Origin of the sequence: uncultured Sphingobacterium sp. (assembly GCF_964277905.1) — a bacterium.
Lineage (GTDB): Bacteria > Bacteroidota > Bacteroidia > Sphingobacteriales > Sphingobacteriaceae > Sphingobacterium > Sphingobacterium siyangense.
The window spans coordinates 95,838-119,363 of record NZ_CAXYKD010000020.1 but is presented as its reverse complement, the minus strand read 5'-3'; the positions used below and the strand labels follow the sequence as shown (position 1 = coordinate 119,363).

Here is a 23,526-nt window from a genome sequence, read left to right as displayed (position 1 = left end):
TGAAATCTATCACACTTTGATTTCTACTTCAACACCTGAAGGCAATTCAAGTTTCATCAATGCGTCAACAGTTTTAGCGTTTGATGAATAGATATCCAACAATCTTTTGTAAGCACACAATTGGAATTGCTCACGTGCTTTTTTGTTAACGTGTGGTGAACGTAATACCGTATAGATTTTTTTCTCAGTAGGCAATGGAATAGGACCACTAACAACTGCACCTGTAGGTTTTACTGTTTTTACGATTTTTTCAGCTGATTTGTCAACCAAATTGTAATCGTAAGATTTCAATTTAATTCTGATTCTTTGGCTCATAGTATATGATATTATTTAAAAATGACCGCTGATTAGAGCTATTAACAACCAGCGATCGGTTTATTTTTGAGTTCTATATTATTCTACAGAACCTTTGATTTTACCTTTTGATTTTGCAATCACCTCTTCAGCAACGTTACGAGGAGCTTCTTCAAAGTGATCAAATTCCATTGTCGATGTTGCACGACCTGAAGTGATTGTACGTAATTGCGTTACGTAACCGAACATTTCAGAAAGTGGAACCAATGCTTTGATTACCTGTACACCGTTACGTGAATCCAAACCTTGCATTTGACCACGACGACGGTTTAAGTCACCCATTACATCACCCATGTTTTCTTCTGGTGTTAAAACCTCTATTTTCATAATTGGTTCCATTAACACTGGAGAACATTTAGGCAATCCTTCACGGTATGCTTGACGAGCAGCTAATTCGAAAGACAATGAATCTGAATCGACAGCGTGGAATGAACCATCAATCAAACGAACTTTCATTCCTGATAATGGGAATCCTGCTAATACACCATTTTTCATTGAAGTTTCAAATCCTTTTTGAACTGAAGGGATAAACTCTTTAGGAATTTTACCACCAACAATTTCATTAACGAATTGAAGTGGTGATTTTGATAAATCGAAATCTTCATCCGCTGGAGAAATAACAACTTTGATATCCGCGAATTTACCACGACCACCTGATTGTTTTTTGAATACCTCACGGTGCTCAGTAGTACCGTTGATAGACTCTTTGTATGATACTTGAGGAGCACCTTGGTTAACCTCTACTTTAAATTCACGTTTCAAACGGTCGATCAAGATCTCTAAGTGAAGCTCACCCATACCAGAGATAACTGTTTGACCAGTTTCTTCGTCAGTTTTTACAACGAATGTAGGATCCTCTTCAGCCAATTTACCAAGACCAATACCTAATCTATCAACGTCAGCTTGAGTTTTAGGCTCAATTGCCAAACCAATTACTGGCTCAGGGAAAGTCATAGACTCAAGAATGATTGGCGCTTTTTCGTCACAAAGTGTATCACCAGTTTTGATGTCTTTGAAACCTACAACAGCACCGATATCACCAGCCTCGATGAAAGGGATAGGGTTTTGTTTGTTCGCGTGCATTTGGAAGATACGAGAGATACGCTCTTTGTTTCCTGAACGAGTGTTCAATACATAAGAACCAGCATCTAACTTACCCGAGTAAGCACGGATAAAACATAGACGACCTACAAATGGGTCAGTCGCAATTTTAAAACCTAAAGCTGCGAAAGGCTCGTTTACAGATGGTTTACGTAAAATTTCTTCACCTGTATCAGGGTTAGTACCTTTTACAGCATCGATATCAAGAGGTGAAGGCAATAATTCCATAACTAGATCCAACATGGTTTGAACACCTTTGTTTTTGAAAGATGAACCACATACCATAGGAACAATTGCATTATCTAATACCGCTTTACGTAAAGCATCTAAGATTTCACGCTCAGTCAATGAATTTGGATCTTCGAAGAATTTCTCCATCAAAGTCTCATCATAACCAGCTACAGCTTCCAATAATTTCTCACGGTATTCAGCAACTTCATCCAACATATCTTCTGGAATTGGAACTTCTGTAAAAGTCATTCCTTTATCATGCTCATTCCATACGATACCACGGTTGTTGATCAAGTCAACTACACCTTTGAATGTATCTTCAGCACCGATAGGCAATTGTAAAGCTACTGCATCGGAACCTAGCATTGATTTTACTTGGCCAACAACTTTTAAGAAGTCAGCACCTGAACGGTCCATTTTATTAACGAAACCAATACGAGGTACTTTATATCCATCAGCTAGTCTCCAGTTAGTCTCAGATTGAGGCTCAACACCATCAACAGCAGAGAATAAGAAAACTAATCCGTCTAGTACACGTAACGAACGGTTTACCTCAACCGTGAAATCCACGTGTCCAGGAGTATCGATTACGTTTACTTGGTATTTGTTGTTACGGTAGTTCCAGAAAACGGTTGTAGCAGCAGAAGTAATTGTGATACCACGTTCAGCTTCTTGCTCCATCCAGTCCATTGTAGAAGCACCTTCGTGAACTTCACCAATTTTGTGGTTTACACCTGAGTAGTAAAGGATACGCTCAGTTGTTGTAGTTTTACCAGCATCGATGTGGGCAGCGATACCGATATTTCTAGTGAATTTTAAATCTCTTGCCATAATATTTTTAAGCAGCGGACCTTAATGGTCTTATGTGTTTAAATGTAATGTTAAATAAGTACACCGACCTTGATAAAAGATTGTTTTTATCGGAGGTCGGTGTAATCATATTTTTTTGAATGTCTTCAAAATTAGAATCTGAAGTGTGAGAACGCTTTGTTAGCTTCCGCCATTTTGTGCGTATCTTCTTTCTTCTTAACAGCAGCACCTTCACCTTTAGAAGCTGAAATGATTTCTCCTGCTAATTTTTCGAACATTGTTTTTTCACCACGTTTACGAGCGTATGAAATTAACCATTTCATACCCAAAGCGATTTTACGATCTGGACGAACTTCCATAGGAACTTGGAAGTTAGCACCACCAACACGGCGTGATTTAACTTCAACAGCAGGCATAACGTTGTTTAAAGCTTTTTTCCAAGCTTCTAAACCGCTTTCTTGTGTTTTTTGTTCTACTAATTCTACTGCGTCGTAAAAAATAGAATAAGCGATAGATTTTTTACCATCTACCATCATATTGTTTACGAAACGTGTTACCTGAACGTCATTAAACTTTGGATCAGGTAAAATGATTCTCTTTTTCGGTTTTGATTTTCTCATTTTTCTTTCCTCCGTTTAATTATTTCTTTTTACCTTTTGCTGGAGCTGCAGCTGCTTGTCCTGGTTTAGGACGCTTAGTTCCATATTTAGAACGACGTTGGTTACGACCTGCTACACCTGAAGTATCTAATGCACCGCGGATGATGTGGTAACGTACACCTGGTAAATCCTTAACACGACCACCACGGATCAATACGATCGAGTGCTCTTGTAAGTTGTGACCTTCTCCAGGGATGTAAGCGTTGACCTCTTTACCGTTTGTTAAACGTACACGAGCTACTTTACGCATTGCTGAGTTTGGTTTTTTAGGGGTAGTAGTATATACACGTGTACATACACCTCTTCGCTGTGGACATGAGTCCAACGCTGGTGACTTACTCTTATCAACCAGAGCTACTCTACCTTTTCTAACTAATTGTTGAATAGTAGGCATTTACCTGTTTTTGTTTATAAATTTTTTTACCTTAAATATTTTAAGTTCGCAAAGATACTGATTCCCTTTTGAATATGAAATAGTTAGTGTATAAAATTTAGATTATTTTTTGAAAGTGAATTGCACTTTTTCGTTATGGCCCTATCATCATAGCTGTAGTATGCTAAATGTACAGTCCAGCATCTTTCGTCAATCGCTACGCCTCCACCATCCAACTAATTTGCATAGATTAGGCTGTAATCATCTTCCCAACCGCCACAGCTTATAATATCTTGTCGAAATTGAAGATTTAATTGCTGATGGTTTGTTGTACACGAATATGGACGATTATAGGGTAGCAAGACGGCAAAAAGCTATGTAATATAGGTTTCTTTTTATAAGCACTGTAAGCTGTTCTTTCTCTGTGTAGTACTCTTTAAATAATGGTATTCTCTCATAAATATTCTTCTACTGGTTTTCAGGTATATTGCACCTCCTGCATGTTTTTGCGTTCTGTTTGGCAAAGTGTTTGATAAAAACGTATAAATATTTAGTAGAAACAAATTAATGTATTCAAGTTATGAAAATCAAAATGAAATTAATGTATGCAATGGTATTGGCCTTGGTAACCTTCGCTTTTGTCGGATGTTCTAAGAACGATGATAATACTGTACCATCAGAGAACAAAGGGGCTCTTAAGGTTACAGTTACAGCTCAAGGTTATACAGGGGAAGACGGAAGCACTATGTCAGCACAGGTAATTGGTTCAAATGGACAAAACCCAACATTATGGAAAGTAAATGGTGTAGCAGGCACTTCTGGTCAGTCTATATATGACTTAAACAAAGAATATTTTGCAGGTGGAAAAACGGCTATATTCGAAAGTTCCTCGTCATATTTGGCTGCTACTGTTACCATTTCTGCTGCTGCTTATTCAAAACCATTCACATTGGTCTATAAAATTGAACAAGGTGGAAAAGTAATTGTCGATCAAACGAAAGAAATTCTACCAAACACTACACCTACAGTGCTTAGTTTTCAATATTAAATAAAAAAGCCGCATCAACTTTGATGCGGCTTTTTTATTTAACTCAACAACGTAAAATCAATCTGCCTTTTATCCAGATCCACTTTCTTTACGCGGATTTGAACCTCATCACCCAGCTGGAATTTCTTTTTCTTCCGTTGGCCAATGATCGCATAGTTCTTCTCGTCAAGTACGTAAAAGTCATCGGTGATATCCCGCAGCCTGACCATACCCTCACATTTGTTTTCCTCAATCTCCACATACATCCCCCATTCGGTAACACCCGAGACAATACCCGTATATTCGGTACCAATTTGATCCTGCAAGTATTCTGCCTGTTTGTACTTAATCGATGCACGTTCTGCTTCAGCCGCTTTTTTCTCCATTTGTGAAGAATGTTCGGCCATTTTCTCGTAATGCTCCGCATTGATCTTGGTACCGCCCTCCAGATAGAATTGTAAAAGACGGTGTACCATCACATCGGGATAACGACGGATAGGAGAGGTGAAATGGGTGTAATAATCAAATGCGAGTCCATAGTGACTTGTCTTCTTTGTCGTATAGATCGCTTTGGCCATCGAACGTACCGCAAGTGAGGTCAGCATATTTTGCTCTTTGCTACCTTCTATCTTCGTCATCAGCGCATTTAAAGATTTCGCTGTTTCCTTATCCGTTTTGATGGTCAATTTATGGCCAAACCGTGCTGCAAATTGAGAGAAAGTTGTCAGCGTCTCCGGATTAGGAACATCGTGGAACCGGTATACAAAAGTAAGCTTGTTTTTTCCACGGCCTTGTTTGCCAATAAACTCGGCAACCTTCCGGTTCGCCAATAACATAAAATCTTCAATCAGCTTGTGCGCATCTTTACGAACTTTGGTATATACCCCTGTAGGTTTTCCATTTTCATCCAAGGTGAATTTTACCTCTTCACTTTCAAAGGCTATTGCACCATTCTTAAATTTACGCTCCCGCAGAATATAAGCCAGTTCATTTAATTTTAGGATCTCTTCACTGAAATCACCCGATTTCGTTTCGATCACCTCCTGTGCTTCTTCATAACTGAAACGTCGGTCCGAATGGATAATCGTACGGCCGAACCATTGATCATGCACATTGGCTTTTTCGTCCAATTCAAAAACAGCCGAAAAACAAAGTTTATCTTCATGCGGACGTAACGAACAGACACCATTAGAAAGACGCTCCGGAAGCATCGGAATAACGCGGTCAACCAGATAAACGGATGTGCCGCGGTTGAATGCTTCTTTGTCCAATTCTGTGTCGGGGATGACAAAATGCGAAACATCCGCAATATGAACACCGATTTCATAATTGCCATTCTCTAATTTTTGAAAGGAGATGGCGTCATCGAAATCTTTTGCATCTGCTGGGTCAATGGTAAAGGTCGTAACGTTTCTAAAATCACGTCTCTTTGCAATTTCTTCCTCGCTTATTTTTTCCGAAATCTGATTGGCTTCAGCTTCAACTTTTTTAGGGAACTCCAATGGGAAACCATAGTCGGCCAAAATAGCGTTCATCTCGGTGTTATTTTCCCCTTTGGTACCCAAAACATGTTTTACCGTTCCGACAGGATTTTTGCTCCCGCTTGGCCAGTCGATAATCGAAACGACCACTTTTTCCTTGTCCTTGGCTCCATTCAGATTGTCCAAAGGGATAAAAATGTCGTGTAACATCTTGCGGTCATCCGCAATAAAAAAAGCAAAATTGTTGGAGATGCTGATCGTTCCCGTGAAATCAGTCTTGGCCCTTTGCAGGATTTCAACGACTTCACCCTCTTTCTTACGGCCACCTTTTCTTTTTTCGAAGGTATGGACCTTTACAATATCGCCATGGAGTGCCTGTCTAAGTTTCCGTGGAGCGATATAGATATCATTTTCAAATTCGTCATCAGGAATTACATAGGCAGAACCGTCTGCAGTCATATCTACTTTTCCTGTGACATAAACTTTAAGTTGCTTCAGATTAAATTTGCCGCGCTCGACCTCAATAAAAAGCCCATTTCTTACATTATCATGTAAAATATCGGCTATAGCGACTTTTGAGTCGTTATCGGTAAGATTCAATTTTGACGAAACTTGTTTATAGTTGAGCGGCTTGTTACCCGATTTTTCGAAGATATCGATAATCAGTTGTGTTAAGACCTCTTTATATGGATTTTCTTTTCTTGTTTTCATCCAATTATTATTTGTTAATTATTCATTTGCATCGATTTGCGGCAGTCTTCCTATTGCATAGAAATTGCTGTGATAGCGAATTTGTAAATTCAGCCGATACAATAGATCATGAGCGAGCCGTACATCAAGATCGATGCCACTACAATGTACGAAAAAAACAGCATTTGACACGACAATAACGAGCTAAACGGAGCATCTTCCGATAGCCAATGTATAGACAGTTCAGCCGAAAAATAGTTTTGGATTCGTACAGCCTGATTTACTTTTTGCAATGATTGCACACACCAAGTGCATTTACGGCTATCGCTTCAAGACTGAAGCCTTCTGGGATCGATACTTTTGGTAAGATCATATCTTCCAGACAGTACACTGAATTGCATACCCGGCAAATAAAATGTACGTGTTGGTCATGATGATCATGTTCTGAACAGTTTGTCGAACACATAGCGTAAGTAGCTGTACCATGTAGATCAAAGATTTTATGGATAATCCCTTTCTCTTCAAAGCTGGCCAATACCCGGTATAATGTGACACGGTCAATATCCTTGCCCAGTAATTTTTCCAGTTCCGGCTGCGAAATTGCAGACTCTTTCCTCGAAATAATTTCAAGTACCTTCAACCGGGGTTGGGTAACTTTTAAACTATTGCGTTTGAGAATTTCTGGATATACAGTGTTGGAATCTTCCATGGATTTCTTCGTTAAGCCTTAGATCAAATACAAACTAAGAGAAATTTACTTTTATTTGCAAGTTTAAAAACTATCCGACGAATTTATTCATCGTATTTTTTTTCTTTGCATAGACCATTAACGAACAGAAATGGACCATTTTCTTTCTCAAAGATGCTTTTGACAGTACAAAAATACGGAATCTATTAAAAATAAGAAAACCGATAAGTTTAAGATTAGTGTCATCTTACTTATCGGTTTTCGTTGCTATATGGAAATATAGGAATCTTATTTGCCTGCAGCTTTAGCGTGATCAGCTAAGAATGTCGCTAGACCGCTGTCTGTCAATGGGTGTTTCAACAAGGCTAGGATCGCTGATAAAGGACCTGTCATAACATCAGCACCGATTTTAGCACATCCTAAAATGTGTGCACTGTGACGTACAGAAGCAGCTAAAATTTGTGTAGGATAGTTGTAGTTATCATAGATTAAACGAATATCTTCGATCAACGCTAATCCATCTGTAGAGATATCATCCAAACGACCGATAAAAGGAGATACATAGGTTGCCCCAGCTTTAGCAGCCAATAGTGCCTGACCAGCTGTAAATACCAATGTACAATTTGTTTTAATACCTTTTTTGCTGAAATATTTAATTGCTTTTACGCCATCTTTGATCATAGGGACTTTAACAACTATCTTGCTGTCAAGAGCTGCTAACGCTTCTCCTTCTTTGATCATTTCTTCATAATTTGTAGAAATAACTTCAGCACTGACATCGCCATCAACGATTGCACAGATCGCTTTATAATGGTTGATTACGTTTTCATCACCGCTAATACCTTCTTTAGCCATTAAACTTGGATTGGTTGTTACCCCGTCTAATACGCCTAAGTCTTGGGCTTCTTTGATTTGCTCTAGGTTCGCTGTGTCAATAAAAAATTTCATTGTATATGTTATTGAATGATAATTATTTGATTATTCTAATGTTCAAAATAATGATGTAAAGTTATTGATTATATTCCAGTATTGAAGCATTGATTTTCACCTATTGTATCTTTATTTTAGCAAAAAGGAATCTCTTCTCCTAATTTTTTGTTATACTTTTAATATAGTATTATCTTTACGTATGCAGGTCTTTCGTTCGCTCCATTATAGAAATTTCCGGTTACATGTTATAGGTCAAGCAATTTCCCTTATGGGAACTTGGATGCAGCGGATAGCCATCAGTTGGTTAGTCTATGAATTGACTGGATCTGTGTTTTGGCTTGGTTTTGTGCAGTTTATCTCCCTATTGCCTTCTTTGGTCCTGTCTCCATTTATCGGCAGTTTTGTCGATAAGCATAAAAAGTATAAATTGGTTCTGATAACCCAAATTGGTTTGATGATACAAGCTGGGATCTTGACCTTGGTCGTTTATCTGAAATGGGAGAGTGTCTTATGGCTTTCCATCTTAGGTCTTATACAGGGAGTCATTAATTCCTTCGATGTTTTGGGGCGTCAGTCGCTGATGATGTATTTGGTTGGTGACCGTAAAGATCTGCCGAATGCCATAGCGCTGAATTCAACAATTTTCAATGGCGCCCGAATGTTGGGACCTGCAATAGGCGGTATTTTACTGAGTACATACGGTGAACTCGTCTGTTTTGCCCTGAATTTTATCAGTTTTGTTCCGGTCATTATTACATTATTGATGATGCAGGTTGATGAAACACATGTTCAACTGAGCAAGGGAAGCAATTGGGAAGGCTTGGTCGAAGGCTTTCGTTACCTCAAACGTTCACCGCATATCTCCTCGCTCATTATTATCATGACTTTTTCTAGCTTGATTGTTATTCCCTACACCTCATTGTTGCCCGCTATAGCAAAAGAAATGTTTCATGGTGATGAGCGCACGTTCTCCTGGTTTGAAAGTGCGGCCGGCCTGGGTGCGATGATTGGTGCTTTTAATATGGCCCGTTTAAAATCGGGTACCAATTTACGCTATCAGGTGATGGGGGCAGCTGCACTTATGGGAGTTGCATTATTATTTTTGGCGCATTCGAGTATGCTGCAGATGGCACTCGTCTATGTGATGTTGGTATCCTTTGCCATGATGATGCAAAACTCAAGTATCAATACATATATTCAGACGCATGCCATACCGATCTATCGTGCTCGGGCAATCTCGTATTACGTCATGGCTTTTCAGGGGATATTTCCCATTGGTACATTGATGATAGGTTCCTTAGCCAGTTACTGTGGGCTTCGAACGACATTATACGTCATGGGGGGACTGGGGATATTGATTGCAATTGTGTACTATAGCTATCTCCGGCTCCATATCCACAAACGTCTATTTAAGTTTTAATTTCCGGGTTCTTAATTTTAAGGTGCGCTTTGCATAATCAATGACAGCGCCATAGTCTGCAAAAATATCTCCGCCCAGTACGCCGATCACTGGTTCGAGATCCATCTGCTGATAGGCATAATTGATCGAGCTTAAATCCAATACCGCAGTATTTAAGTTTTTTATCTGCCATTCACCTAATGTCAGACTCGGAATTTTTATATTGAAACTCTCCATTGAATTGGTGCCAAGTCCTGTTGATAATGTTTCTGAAGGTTCAAGCTGCAATTGGTCATCCAAAAGATGCCCCAATTGCGTTTTATCAAATACAGTTTTAGAAGCCCCGGTATCAACTACCATCTTGAACGAACGATTATATATTTCTACATCGACTAAAATGTGTGTGCCCTGGCCTTGTAAATCCAATAATTGAAATGGTACTGTTGTCATATAGCCAAACATACCCAAAAATTCCCTTAAAAAAGAAATTTTAAAACCCGCAGTGCGTGTTGAACGTTCATAAAAAAAGCTGTTATTGATAGAATAACAGCTTTTTATCTCTTGATAGTTTATAAGCTACAGCTTATCTTTTTATTGTTTATGAGCTACAGCGCTTTTATTTCTTTCAGTACATTATTCATTGTACGTACTGCTTCTGCACTTTTATTGAATTTTTCTTTATCCTCTTCATCGAGTTGAATGGGGACGATGCGATCCCATCCTTTTTTATTGATGATAACCGGTACGCCCAGATTGATATCTTCTTGACCAAATTCACCTTCCAAATAAACGGATGCTGTAAATAATTTTCCTTGATCACGTACGATACTTTCGACGACTGCAGCTGTTGCGGCTCCCGGAGCATACCAGGCTGAGGTGCCGATTAGGCTGGTTAATGTTGCTCCACCAACCATAGTTTTGTGTACAATTTCGCCTTGCTCTTCCGGGGTAAGGAAATCAGTGACTGGAATACTGTTCCACGTGGAGTGCTTGATGAGTGGTATCATCGTTGTATCTCCATGACCGCCAATGACAATGGCATTGAGATCGGCCGCAGAAGCATTCAGTTTTTCACTCAGTTGGTATTTGAATCGTGCTGAATCCAATGTACCGCCCATTCCAATAATTCTATTCTTAGGCAATCCACTTGATTTAAGTGCTAGATAGGTCATGGTATCCATGGGATTAGATACGATAACAATGATAATATCCGGAGAATGTTTTACTAAGTTTTCGACAACCGACTTGACAATATTGGCATTTGTCCCAATCAATTCTTCGCGTGTCATTCCAGGTTTACGTGGAATCCCCGACGTAATAACGGCAACAGTTGAACCTGCGGTTGACAGATAATCATTGGTTACCCCCTTGATTTTTGATTCAAAACCCAATAATGCGGCAGTTTGTGCCATATCTTGCGCTTTGCCTTCTGCAAAACCTTCTTTAATATCCAATAATACAATCTCCTCTGCGACATTTCGACGGATTAAATTGTCCGCTGTAGTTGCGCCTACAGCTCCAGCACCAACAATAGTTACTTTCATATGTAAATTATTTGTTTATTCATGAGCTAATTGTCCGCTTAAGTATAGACATCTGCCTTTTAATTATATAGCTGCCTTCGGCGGTTTTTATGCCACATCGCATACCCGGTCCATCTTCACGAATGCTTGTACTTTTTTTATATGGATATTTCATGAGCATTTATGTGGATTATTAAATAATTCTTGAATTTAATCAATTATTGTCAGTAAATCAATGTATTTAGCGGGAATAACTTGTTTTTTGACATAAGAAATAGACCCCTCCAAAATCGATGACTTTTATAAAATAGCAAAAAAAATAACAGGCCTGAAATTCGTTCAAGCCTGTTATTTCTATCGTGTAAAATCAAATTTGAAATCCTAGAACGGATAGCCGATGGCTAGGTTGAACATCAAATTATCCTTTCTCCATTTTGAACTTCCAAAGTCGATATCCTTAAATACCCAACGTTCTCCTTTTGGAAGATAGGGAATGCGGAAAGGTATGGACATATCTGTACGAATGATCAAAAACGTAAAGTCGAAGCGTAATCCAGCTCCACCGCCGACGGCTAATTCATTTAAAAAGTTCTTGCTGAACTTACCACCCGGCTTGTTGACATCATCCCGTTGCAACCACACGTTCCCGGCATCAATGAATGCTGCCCAATGAACAAAGCCTGCTAATTTAGCTCTGTATTCTGTGTTAAGTTCCAATTTGATATCACCGGTCTGGTCGGCATAGAAGAGGCCGTTGCTTAATTTTTCAGGGGCAACTGTTCCTGGTCCAATTGCACGAGCACCAAATGCACGGATACTGTTAGGTCCACCCACATAATATTGTTTTAAATAGGGAAGTGACCGAGAGTTACCATAGGAATAGCTTAATCCTAAACTGACCCGAGAAGCAAGCTGCGAATTCTCCGACAATTTGAGATAGTGTCTGCCATCGCCACTGATCTTGATGTATTGGGAGAAATAAGCATCGAACAATTTGAACGTTTTCCCTTTATTGAAATCAGCTCCTTTTATCAAACCGAGTATATTCCCCGAGAGGTCCAGGTTGCCTTTGAAATAAAATGTATTTTTCAAATGCTGCTTCATCGTATTTTGAAACGTGAAGTTATAATTTGGGCCAATCGTAAATTGTGGATCTATGGCGTGCCTTAACGCCGGAATAGTATCCATTTGTTTTTGGTAGTTTTCAGAAATACCTTTAGGCTGAACATAGGTAATCTCCATTAACGCAAGATCGTGTTGCTTCTCCTCAGACTCCTGCCAGATATAACCGTAATCCAATGCGATGGAATTTAAGGTATATGCTTTGCGGCGATTTAAAAATTCATAGCGGCCTTTGACATAAGTCTTCGGGATAAAACGTCGCGTAGGAGAAATCCTTCCAAAAGGGGACAATATCCGCGGGAAAGTCAGTGTAGCCTCCATCCCGTAACGGTAATAACTCGAATTGAGGTCAGCCGATCCACCGGTCTGGGTTTCATAACCACCGAATACATTAAAACTTAACTGCTCCGCACCTTTAAATGCGTTGCGTAAAGTCCAGTTGACATTAACTTCTGTACCATTGTATACAGAAGCCATTTTTCCCAAAAGTTCCACACGGAGTGATTTTTTTGGCAATGGGGTTAAGTAGTAGTAGACGTCTAGTGCATTGGGAACTTCTTTGCTGTCAACAAAGTTGTTTTTGACAAATTTCCAGCTATTGAGATTCACCAGATGGCTGATGGTTTGGTTGTGGGCATTACGGTTGTAGACGTCGCCGGGGTGGAAGAAGATATGATTCGCGATAACAGGCTTTCTATAAAGATGCTGGCGGTCTATAAAATAGTAGCTGCTATCATATAGTTCCGCGTTACGGGTGGATCGCTGGTAGCCCGAGCTTGTTTCCGTGTAGTTCGGGTAAACGTAGATTTTATTGATCTTTGACGGTACCCTCGCCTGTGCCGGTGTTTCCTTCTTTACAGTAACATACATGTCGACCTTGTTGTTCCGGTGTGAACTGTCTACCTGAACTAGGATGTAATCAGGGCTGAAATAATAATATCCTTTATTTTTGAGGTCATTGTCGATGCGGTCACGCTCATTTAGGATAACATCAAGGCTATAATTTTTGCCCACCTGTAAGAGACTTTTATCGGAGCTCGAACGAATATCTTTACCCAGCTGTGTGGTGCTGTCAATATCAAATTGAACAGATCTTATTCGGTAGATAAAATTTGGCTTGGCCGTATAATTAACCGTTGCTTTTTTGTTTTCAACTAAAGTGTCGGATTTTACTTCAGCATTAAAGAAACCAAAATTCTCCAGACGATTACGCAGTAGATTTTCATTGTACTCGCGATTGACATCGCTCAACAATACCGGTTTCTCACCAATTTTCTTGAAAAATTTTTTAATGATATTATTCCCCGCAGAATCGCCGGCCATATTGTTGAAGTACAACTTGAATGGTACGCCAGCTAGACGTTTATTGGGTTTGGGCATCAATGCCGCTTCTAAATGGGTCGCAATCTTTTCCTTGTTTTCCTTGGAGATGGTGTCCGAATCGACTATCACGTTGCCTTTAACATATAAGCTTTCCCCTTCTTTCAGATTCTTGGTTGAAGAACAGGATGCTATAAATGCAGCGAATGAAACTATTCCAACAATATACTTTAGTTTAGCTTGCATGATAACTCCTTTCCTCATCTTCATTTTTTATAGCTGTCGTTCTGATGGTATCTATAGTTGATTTTGGACTATCGCTTTTCGGCGTGTTTTTACTGGAGTCCAACTGTTGTTTACGTTTCTCTTGCTCTCTTTCCTCCATACGTTTTCTGTACTCAGGGCTATGGGTCATCAAACTATCTCTGATGACTGTGCGTACGCTATCACGATACACTGAATCGGTTTCCATACGTTCCACATCAAAGCGTTTTCTGAAACCTTTGCTATTCGTGTCATAGTACTCTTTGAGTTTTTTCGAGCTCATCCAGATTTCCCGGAATCTGTTGTAATCCATATTGATGATAAATCCGATACCTGTTTCTACATATTGGCCTTGGAGCGTAACCTGATATTGATTTTTACGATATACCCTTGCAAAATAGCGGCCATCTTGCGAAAGTTGATAATCCAATTGGATATCCCCAGCAATATTGTTGGCGGTTTCTCCCGGACGTGTATTTCCTTCAACTTCAAAATTAGAACCAACGGTAATTTTTAGACGATCATTTAAAAGCATTTTAGATACACCGATATTCAGATCTGTTCGGGTTTGGCCCGCTCCAGTAGCATAATCTTCCTCCGAAGTTAAGTTGAAATCCAGTTCTACTCCGGTGATAAGCTCGGAGGCAAGGCGGTTCAATTGACCGCTCAGGAATGAACTGATGCTATTTCTGACAATGGCTTCTGTACCACCGCCACCGGATAAACTTTCAAATGGATTGGTCGACATAAAGCGTCCTAAAACGATGAGTGAAAAGACCTGTTTGTTAAGTTCAGATGGATTTTCACGCAAGGTGGTCAATGCGTTATTTACTTTGCTGATCACATCTTGGGAAACAACGGAGTTGTTTTCGTCCAAGTCGATATCAAAATTCAGTTGCGGTTGGAACAATTTGTCTGTAATCTTCAACAAGACATTGAAAGGAATACGTTGCTTGTATAAATTAGCGTTTTCTGATCCCAGTTGCGTCGCTACAAGCTCCAGCGTTGGTGCTTTGGTTGTGTATGCTGCTGTGATATTAAGCTGCGCATCCAAGGGATCTCCGTTCCAGGTGATCGTACTTCCTTTTCGGAATGTAAAATCTTTTTTTACGGGACCAAAACTAAATGAATAGCTTCCTTTGTCTACGGTAAATGTACCTGACAAGGTAATTTTGCTGCTCGCATCAATGCCTGCATTCAGTTCCGCTTCTCCTTGGATATTCAGTGCATCCTGTGAACCGGCATCCAAGAGGATCTTAAATTTGGCATCTTTATCCGTTTGAAGATTCAGATCTACGTCGATTCCCGTCAGACGGGTTACGGTCATAGAATCTAATTTAGCAAATACATTGGCTCTTGTGGTATCACTCTTATCAACAAATTCGACAACACCTTTACGATCGGCCATCCCGGGATCCTCGTTTGGCATGACAAAGGTGAAATCGGTATCATCTAATACCTTGATTGTACCATCAACGATAGGCTTATCAAGATTCCCCCTAATGCGAAGGTTCGACGTAAGATACATTTTACCATAGAACATGTCGTTGTCGCTTTGTGTTGAATTGAGTACCTCAAAATTGTCTGTATTGACATTGAGATTAAAATCAAAATCAGTATACGTTTTGGTTTCTATGGATCCCGTTACCTTGGCAATATTCCCTTTTTTGTCTTCTAATGCAAATTTAGGGAAAGTAATACCCCTTTCATCCAGATGAATGGTTTCATCTTTAGCTTTGAAAAGCGCATTCAACATAGCAATATTGAATTGTGCATCTTTAAACTTCACATCGCCGTTAATGAGTGGTTTGGATGGCGATCCCGTTATTTTTAACTGGCCTTCAAGATTTCCCTTCGAGTCTTTTAGATAACCCAAACTGAATGCCTGAACCGTCTGCATGGAGAGTGGCGCAATATCTAAGGTGAAATCCAAGCTTGCTTCTCCCTTTGGAGGATTGATAAAATCACCACTTAATACGACATTGTTGCCATTTTCACTGATACTGATGTTCGCATTATAGGTGTTTTCCTTTTCATTGTTAACTTTTATGTTGACGTTCCCGACAGTATCTTGTCCAATATAGAATTTGTCGATCACAAGATCGGATACAAAGACAGGGCTACTTTCCAAACGTGATATGGTTGCCTGACCATTAATCCCACCGCCAAGATCGACTGTTTCACTTTCAAGCATTTTACTTAATGTCTCAATGCGGAAATTTTTAAAGGCAATGTTGAGTGGCGAATTGAGCACACTGTCCTGCGATGATATACTCAGCTCTTGTCCTTTATTACTTAAGATAAAGTCATTGGCCTGAATACCTGTACTTCCAAATTTGAGCACGTTGTTTGGATTTATCGTCCACTTGTCGTAGTTCAGCATAAGGCCATCCTGAAGTAGGCTAAAAACAAATGCTCCATTATCAACGCGCATATTGGCGCCCAAATGATACTGCTCTTTCTCTTTCTTGTCTTTAATCCAAAGGCCAAAATCCAAATTGTTTTGAATGACTTTACCACTGAAGACTGTATTCACGAGTTCGATATTGCTCACCTTGATTTTATTGATCAAGGCCGAGTAGTAAAGTGTACTATCCAAGGTATTAATATCCAAGGTGACGTTATTGATTTCGGTGCCACTATAGGTGATTTTAGGGGCATCTAGCTTGGCAAGAATAGTTTTTGACTGACTATTGAACATACCATCCAACGTAATATCAGACATTTCCGTTAGTTCTGGGAGAAAATCCTTTATAAATTTAGTCCTGGTCAATTGGGCCGAAAACTCAATATTCTGAGGCTCATATTTGGGAACTTTAACAGCTTTTCCCGGCTGGTAGTATACCTGTAAAATGTCTTGAATGGCATTCTGCAATTCTAAAATTTTGTATTTCCCGACCAAATGGGCATTCAAAAAGTCCGATTTGAGTAGCAGCAAATTGCGACTGGTATCGGCTTTTGCAACAAGTGAAATGCTGTCTAAAGTATAATATGCGTCGTTGTAAAGAACGGATGAATTGGTGATATGTGCTTCCCCATTTAAAAAATTCGGATCGGCTGAACTGAAATTGCCCACAAGTTTACCATGGTATTTGAGATCGTCGTCCATTAATTTTAAGTTTTTAAGATTAATGGTATCTACCATAAGCTCAAAATCCACCTGCGGATATTTGGACTTCATGTTGGCCGTTGCATTTAACTTCAATTGAATATTAGGGTCGGGACTAACCACGGAAGCTTTGATATCCCCTTTATCTGCAGTGAGATTCATATCGATATTCTGATAACGATAACCCATCGCATCCATTCGATTTACTTTGCCATCAAAATTGGCGACAAGTTTCTTCGGATCTGTTCCATGACCTTTGATTTTTCCCTCAAATGAAAGTATGCCTAAAGTACTGTCCATTTTCATGATCTTACCAATGTCAAAATCACGAATACTCACAAATGCATCATAGGTTGTGTCGCGAGCTATCATGCCTACTTTACCATTGAACTTGGCTGTTCCTTTCTCTGTTACCAGCGAAAGATTGGTGTTAAAGGCATTCATCCCCCCATTAAAAGTTCCCGTAAGGCCGATCGTATTAGGCAGCTCTATTCCGCTAGGAAGCATTTTTTTTGAAACCAACTTTTCGATATCCGAGCGGCCTGTGGTTAATTTCTTTAAATTAAGATCCATTGACATTTTATCGACGTTGGGTAGACCCTTTAAATGCAGACTTGCAATGACACGTGTATTGGACAGGGTTTGGAAATCAATTGCCGGAATATTTAAATCATTTACCTTACCCACAACGCGACCATCAATATTAAACTTTTTGTCCATCAATGGTTTCATCACCTGCATGGTATCCAAAAAAGGAGCAAAATAGTAGATGTCGCGCATATCTACGTGGCTCTTTTTGATCGTTGCATTGACATAGATCAGCTCTGGCTTTTTGGCAATAATATCCAAAGATGGATAGGTTACTTTTAAGTAATCACGCAGTAGGGTACGTGGTGTTTCTGCGTACAGGTTTTTGATCTCCGCGCCGGTATTTGTATACTTAAAATCCCCTTTCAATTGCTTGATCACAAACCCGGAATGATCAGAGGCTACAAGCTCTTTTAATGATCCGCTGATCGAATCGGCGCTATAGTAAAGATCATTTAAACTGGTTTTCATTCCAGGGATCTTAATATTGAAGTAATCAAAGCCTTTCATACGGGCCTGATTGTTGTCTCTATACGCTAAGCTTGTATTGTTGATTTGGATTTCTTTGGCTGAGACAACCCAGTTTATTTTGGTGGTATCCGCGGTGTTTTTCGCTTCTGTGTTTACTTTTTTCTGGATCTTTCCAAAGAGCACATTATTGTCTGAACCGTCAAGATTGATCGTTTGAATATCGACAAGTTCTTTGTTAAGGTCGATCTTGTTAATGTCTGCATGAAGATTTTTGATATAAAATTTTGTATTCAGCAGACTGGATTGATCCTCATAGCGCACTAAGATATTGGTCAGGTCAGCAATCTGTATACCGACATCGGGAAGCAAGGTGGTTACTTGTGCCGTTTTATCTGTAATGCCAAAATCTTTGACCGTGGGTGCCGTGCCATCAACAACTGGTCGCCATTGTTTCACTGTGGCACTCAGACCATCTATCTTCACTTTGGGCAGATTGAAAGCCATGTTTTTTGTGAGGTCGAACTTCTTGACGTTGGTATTTAGGCTGTTCAGGTAAACATCAGCACTCGTTCCAATAACATCATCGGCATAGACAATATGAAATTTATCAAATTTGACCTTATCAAGGTTAAATAGAAGGGCTGAACTGCTGTCTGCAGTCGGTTTGCTTTCCTTTTGAGAAGCGAAAGCTTTAACAATATAATCAAAGTTGAATGAACTGTCCGGCAATGTACGGCGGATTTTTGCGGTGATTCCTTCTGCTTCAATGCTTTGAATTTCAACGGTATTTTTCAGAAGTTTTAGCATGTTGATATCGACAGCTATGCTTTTTCCTGCTACTAAGGTATCCTTGCTTTGGTCAGCTAAATAGATGTCCTCTAAAACCAGTTTTTTAGGGAAATCAATATTAATGTAGCCAATTTTAACGGGGGTACCGATCTTACCTTCGACATAGTGTGTTACTTTTCCAGCAATATAATTCTGAACGGAGGGTATTCTGATTAAAAATACGATTAAAATAGCCAGCGCAATTATTACTCCAATAATCCACAATATTGTTTTGAAAGCAATTCGGGTAAATCTGTTCAACGTATAATTTGATTTAAGTATCTATTAATAAAAATTAAAACGGAAAAAAGTTTGCTAAGTTTTCAGCTATATAACGTATATCGTTTCGATTTCAGCAAACTAAGATAAATTTGCGTGTAAATGCAAGTTTAATTTATGTGCTATACTTGCTAGCAAATATTAGACAGTTCTTCATTTCCCTTGTATAAAATCATTTTATCGTGGGAATGTTCTAAAAACACATCAAATAATTGACCAAACCATTCTAGTCGTACAAAGTTTTTTGTTTTTTAATTTTATGTTAATAAAAACATTAAATACCTATCAATTTGTCAAAGTAATAGGTATTTAATAGATGCATTATCCTGCTCGATATTCGTTTGGAGAAGAATATAGGCAATTATTCCATCAGTTTTTTATACTTGCCCCAGTTTTCGAATACCACCCATAGCCAAATAATGAAAAGTACAGCCCAAATAATTAGTCCCTGTTGGCTGTAAAAAATCATGTTGTGGGTAAAAATACCAATGAGTATGGGGAAGATGACCAATGCACCCAGTGTTCTCGTTTTTGGGAAAATAAACAATAAACCGCCCAAAAGTTCGATGATTCCAACCAGTGGCATTAGCCATTTGATCGTGGCAAAAGCCTCAAATACTTTTTTCATGTCCATATCCATTGGTGGCGTAGGCATATAATGAAAAAGTTTATCCAGCCCTGCATTGATGAATAGCAAGGCAAATAAAATACAAAGTATATTTTTAAAGATCTTCATAACGGTCAATTTTAAATTGATTATTTTACGGTTATCGCTGTAGGGGGATCAGTGCTGTTATCTTCTTTGTCTTCTTCGTCTTTGTTTGTATTTCGTTCCACGGTGATCGTACATTCTGTAAGCAATGCGGCTACAGCACCGATTGCAGCAAAAACAGGTGCTAAGATCAAGCCTATGGCACCAACAGTTACTGGAAAGCTCATGATTTCTTTGCCATGTTTGTCCGAAATGCTGATTTTGCTCACATTGCCCTCAGCAATGATTTCTTTGATCTTTTGTAAAAGGTTTTCACCGTTAATCTGAAATGTCTCTTTGAATCCCATAATGATATAATTTAAGTTCGCTCCTATAAAGTTATTCATTTTTTTACAGGAATTTATATAAAGTTATCAGCATGGTTGATCTTTGGTTAATTATAAACTGTAGGGTTATTTTGGAATAGGGCAAAGCGCTTTTGCCTTTTGTTTCAAAAGTTTTTATCGTATATCCTTGTCCTATATATTGCCTGTGCATGACGGATCAAAATTTACTTGAGTCGTCTGTTGGCCTCTTTCGTGAAAGCTCGTGCTCTTCGTGGGGTACAATTGTCAATCAAATTCGCTCTTAATACGTTTTTTTATCGGATATACTTCGGATATTTAACGGAGCTTATTCGCTGGCAACCGAAGAAGCACCGAAGAAGCACCGAACGAGCTCCGAAGAAGTACCGAACAAGCACCGAATGATCTCCGAATTTGATCGCTCGTTAAACATAAAAAAAGTCCCGTGCATTGCACGGGACTTTTCGAGATTTATAGCGTAGCTGTTAACCTAATGCTGTTAAGCTTTCTTGAAGAATTTTAATCTTCGCTTCGGCATCAGCCTTTTTACTTTTTTCGTTTTCAACAATTTCAGGTTTAGCATTTTGCACAAACCGTTCATTGGAAAGCTTTTTGTCTACAGATACAAGGAAGCCTTTTAGGTATTCCAATTCTTTCTCGATACGCTCACGTTCAGCATCCGCATCAATATTATTTTCCAACGTAACATAACATTCGTCTTTGCCAGCAAGGAAACTTGCGGCACCAGCTACTTTCTCAGAAACAAAAGTTACGCCTTCCAAGTTTGCAATCTTGGTGATGATATCAATATATTGCTCCAGGTTGACGTCCGATTGTTGATTGATCGCTAATGGTAAAGCAACTTTAGGGGAGATACCTTTAGAATTGCGAATATTCCGAACTTCCGAAATAATCTGTTGAGCGATAGCGAAATCTTTTATAAGCTGCTCATCAAAATCATTCGCTATAGGATAAGGGGCAACGATAATACAATCTTTCTCGTCTTTCACACCGAACAGTTCGTCATGCCACAATTCTTCTGTTAGGAAAGGCATGAAAGGATGTACTAACGTGAGTATACGTTGGAAAAAAGATTTTACTGTTGCTAAGGTTTCGCTAGAAATAGGGGAGCCATAAGCCGGTTTCACTAATTCAAGGTACCAGGCACAGAAGTCATCCCATACCAATTTGTAGGTTGTCATCAGTGCATCTGATAAACGATAGTGTTTGAAGTTTTCTTCGATATCGACCAGAGCTTGATTTAACCTTGCCTCAAACCAAGCTGCCGAAATCTTATCTGAATCCGAAGCTGGAGTAGTTGTAATTTCCCAGCCTTTAACCAAGCGGAATGCATTCCAGATCTTATTGGCAAAATTACGGCCCTGTACACAAAGTTCTACATCAAAAGGAAGGTCATTACCTGCTGGAGCAGTCAATAACATTCCCATCCGCGTAGCATCTGCACCATATTCATTCATTAAATCAATCGGATCAGGAGAGTTGCCCAGTGATTTAGACATTTTACGGCCCAGTTTGTCGCGTACAATACCCGTGAAATAAACATTTTCAAAAGGCAATTGTCCGCGGAATTCATATCCTGAAACGATCATACGTGCTACCCAAAAGAAAATGATGTCTGGGGCAGTGACTAAATCTTGCGTAGGGTAATAGTAGTTGATTTCTGCATTTTCCGGTTCGTTGATGCCATTGAAAACCGAAATTGGCCATAGCCAAGCTGAAAACCAGGTATCAAGCACATCCTCATCTTGACGTAGATCGGTCAATTGAAGCGTTGTATTACCTGATTTTTCCTGCGCTAAAACAAGGGCTTCATCAACCGTTTGTGCAACCACAAAGTCTTCGTTTCCATCGCCATAGAAATAAGCCGGTATTTGGTGCCCCCACCACAATTGTCTTGAGATATTCCAGTCGGTAACATTCTCCATCCAATTGCGGTAAATATTTTTGAATTTCGTCGGATGAAATTTAATGGTATCGTCCATGACGTTATCCAATGCAGGTTTTGCCAAGTCTTCCATTTTAAGGAACCACTGATTAGAGATTTTAGGCTCAATAACAGCACCTGTTCGCTCTGAAGTTCCAACATTATTGGTATAGTTTTCAACTTGCTCCAATAATCCTTTTTCCTCCAGCTCTTTCTCGATTTCCTTGCGGACTTTAAAACGATCCATACCGGCGTAATGCAGGCCATTGTCGTTTAGTTTTGCTTCGTCGGTAAAGATGTCGACAAATTCCAGGTTGTGCTTTTTACCTAGTGCGTAGTCATTCACATCGTGCGCTGGAGTAACTTTAAGGCATCCTGTACCAAACTCCAAGTCGACATATTCATCTTCAATGATGTTCACTTTTCTGCCAACGATCGGCACGATGACTTGCTTTCCTTTTAACCAGGTGTAGCGCTCATCATTGGGATTGATACACACCGCTGTGTCACCAAAGATGGTTTCAGGACGGGTAGTCGCCACAACAATATATTGATCTGTTCCTTCAACCTGATATTTCAGGTGGTATAATTTGCCGTTTTTCTCTTTATAAATAACCTCTTCGTCTGAGATATTTGTTTTTGCTTCAGGATCCCAGTTGACCATGCGGTAACCACGATAAATCAATCCTTTACGATATAGATCTACGAATACGCGGATAACAGATTGATATAGCTCCGGATCCATGGTAAAACGTGTACGATCCCAGTCACAGGAAGCGCCAAGTTTTTCGAGTTGTTTTAGAATAATACCACCGTATTTTTCCTTCCATTCCCAAGCATGTTTTAAGAAATCTTCACGCGATAAAGATCGTTTGTCAATTCCCTGTTCTTTCAACATAGCGACGACCTTAGCTTCAGTGGCAATGGAGGCGTGATCGGTCCCCGGTACCCAACAAGCGTTTTTTCCCTGCATACGTGCGCGGCGAATCAAAACGTCTTGAATGGTATTATTCAGCATATGCCCCATGTGCAATACTCCCGTGACATTCGGAGGAGGCATCACAATCGTGTAAGGTTCACGTTCGTCCGGGGTGGAACGGAAAAATCCATTCGCTTTCCAATAGCTGTACCATTTTTCTTCAGCTTCTTTTGGATTGTAAGTTTTCGCTATGCTCATTTTAAATTTTTGTATTCAAACTTTTAAGGAACACAAAAGTAAGGAATTCTATGTTATTTTCCTTAGTAATCCATTGATCTTGTTCTCAAACAAAAAGAAGT

At 39.4% G+C, this 23,526-nt stretch carries 16 protein-coding genes; 2 read left to right on the top strand and 14 right to left on the bottom strand.

Going from position 1 to position 23,526, the window contains the following annotated elements; translation table 11 throughout:
• Positions 1-9: 9 nt before the first annotated feature.
• The 4 genes from rpsJ to rpsL all read right to left on the bottom strand — a co-directional run bounded on the left by rpsJ (position 10) and on the right by rpsL (position 3,549).
• On the bottom strand, positions 10-315 hold the full coding sequence (gene rpsJ / locus ACHWSC_RS09130; RefSeq protein WP_028070501.1) for a 30S ribosomal protein S10: 306 nt from the start codon (positions 313-315) through the stop codon (positions 10-12).
• A gap of 78 nt (positions 316-393) precedes the next feature.
• Complete coding sequence (fusA, locus tag ACHWSC_RS09125; RefSeq protein ID WP_088162893.1) at positions 394-2,517, bottom strand: elongation factor G; 2,124 nt, start codon at positions 2,515-2,517, stop codon at positions 394-396.
• Between the two features lie 131 nt (positions 2,518-2,648).
• Positions 2,649-3,116 carry a 30S ribosomal protein S7 gene (gene rpsG, locus ACHWSC_RS09120; RefSeq protein WP_046671863.1) on the bottom strand — a complete coding sequence of 156 codons (468 nt, stop codon included), beginning with the start codon at positions 3,114-3,116 and terminating at the stop codon, positions 2,649-2,651.
• A 19-nt stretch (positions 3,117-3,135) separates the two neighbouring features.
• Positions 3,136-3,549 carry a 30S ribosomal protein S12 gene (gene rpsL, locus ACHWSC_RS09115; RefSeq protein ID WP_002993550.1) on the bottom strand — a complete coding sequence of 138 codons (414 nt, stop codon included), beginning with the start codon at positions 3,547-3,549 and terminating at the stop codon, positions 3,136-3,138.
• Positions 3,550-4,108: 559 nt separating this feature from the next.
• Here rpsL and ACHWSC_RS09110 point away from each other — a divergent pair.
• The gene (locus ACHWSC_RS09110) at positions 4,109-4,576 is read left to right on the top strand and encodes a hypothetical protein (protein ID WP_394676524.1); all 468 of its coding nucleotides are present in this window, start codon (positions 4,109-4,111) and stop codon (positions 4,574-4,576) included.
• 38 nt (positions 4,577-4,614) lie between these two features.
• Here the strand turns inward: ACHWSC_RS09110 and rnr are convergent, their stop codons facing one another.
• The 3 genes from rnr to fsa form a co-directional block, all read right to left on the bottom strand.
• Entirely contained in the window at positions 4,615-6,747 is a 2,133-nt protein-coding gene (rnr, locus tag ACHWSC_RS09105) for a ribonuclease R (RefSeq protein WP_201669593.1), read from the bottom strand.
• Between the two features lie 259 nt (positions 6,748-7,006).
• Positions 7,007-7,435, bottom strand: coding sequence for a Fur family transcriptional regulator (locus ACHWSC_RS09100; protein WP_075994111.1), 429 nt, complete (start codon positions 7,433-7,435; stop codon positions 7,007-7,009).
• A gap of 267 nt (positions 7,436-7,702) precedes the next feature.
• On the bottom strand, positions 7,703-8,362 hold the full coding sequence (gene fsa / locus ACHWSC_RS09095; protein WP_075994110.1) for a fructose-6-phosphate aldolase: 660 nt from the start codon (positions 8,360-8,362) through the stop codon (positions 7,703-7,705).
• Between the two features lie 181 nt (positions 8,363-8,543).
• On the opposite strand from fsa, the gene ACHWSC_RS09090 reads away from it, so the two are divergent.
• Positions 8,544-9,764 carry an MFS transporter gene (locus ACHWSC_RS09090; protein ID WP_394676523.1) on the top strand — a complete coding sequence of 407 codons (1,221 nt, stop codon included), beginning with the start codon at positions 8,544-8,546 and terminating at the stop codon, positions 9,762-9,764.
• Here the strand turns inward: ACHWSC_RS09090 and ACHWSC_RS09085 are convergent.
• The 7 genes from ACHWSC_RS09085 to ACHWSC_RS09055 form a co-directional block, all read right to left on the bottom strand.
• Positions 9,750-10,193, bottom strand: a complete 444-nt coding sequence (locus ACHWSC_RS09085; RefSeq protein ID WP_088163761.1) for a retropepsin-like aspartic protease — start codon at positions 10,191-10,193, stop codon at positions 9,750-9,752. The two genes, ACHWSC_RS09090 and ACHWSC_RS09085, sit on opposite strands and share 15 nt — an antisense overlap.
• A gap of 155 nt (positions 10,194-10,348) precedes the next feature.
• Positions 10,349-11,287: a malate dehydrogenase gene (locus ACHWSC_RS09080; protein WP_153846792.1), complete on the bottom strand. Its 939-nt coding sequence runs from the start codon at positions 11,285-11,287 to the stop codon at positions 10,349-10,351.
• A gap of 360 nt (positions 11,288-11,647) precedes the next feature.
• A complete protein-coding gene (locus ACHWSC_RS09075) occupies positions 11,648-13,978 on the bottom strand; it encodes a BamA/TamA family outer membrane protein (protein WP_394676522.1) in 2,331 nt (776 codons plus the stop codon).
• On the bottom strand, positions 13,944-19,229 hold the full coding sequence (locus ACHWSC_RS09070) for a translocation/assembly module TamB domain-containing protein (RefSeq protein WP_394676521.1): 5,286 nt from the start codon (positions 19,227-19,229) through the stop codon (positions 13,944-13,946). Before ACHWSC_RS09070 ends, ACHWSC_RS09075 begins: the two co-directional genes overlap by 35 nt.
• A 379-nt stretch (positions 19,230-19,608) precedes the next feature.
• Positions 19,609-19,983 (bottom strand): DoxX family protein, encoded by a 375-nt coding sequence (locus ACHWSC_RS09065; RefSeq protein ID WP_046671871.1) that lies wholly within the window; start codon positions 19,981-19,983, stop codon positions 19,609-19,611.
• 20 nt (positions 19,984-20,003) lie between these two features.
• Entirely contained in the window at positions 20,004-20,345 is a 342-nt protein-coding gene (locus ACHWSC_RS09060; protein ID WP_394676520.1) for a DUF4342 domain-containing protein, read from the bottom strand.
• Positions 20,346-20,788: 443 nt separating this feature from the next.
• On the bottom strand, positions 20,789-23,425 hold the full coding sequence (locus ACHWSC_RS09055) for a valine--tRNA ligase (protein ID WP_394676519.1): 2,637 nt from the start codon (positions 23,423-23,425) through the stop codon (positions 20,789-20,791).
• Positions 23,426-23,526: the final 101 nt, after the last annotated feature.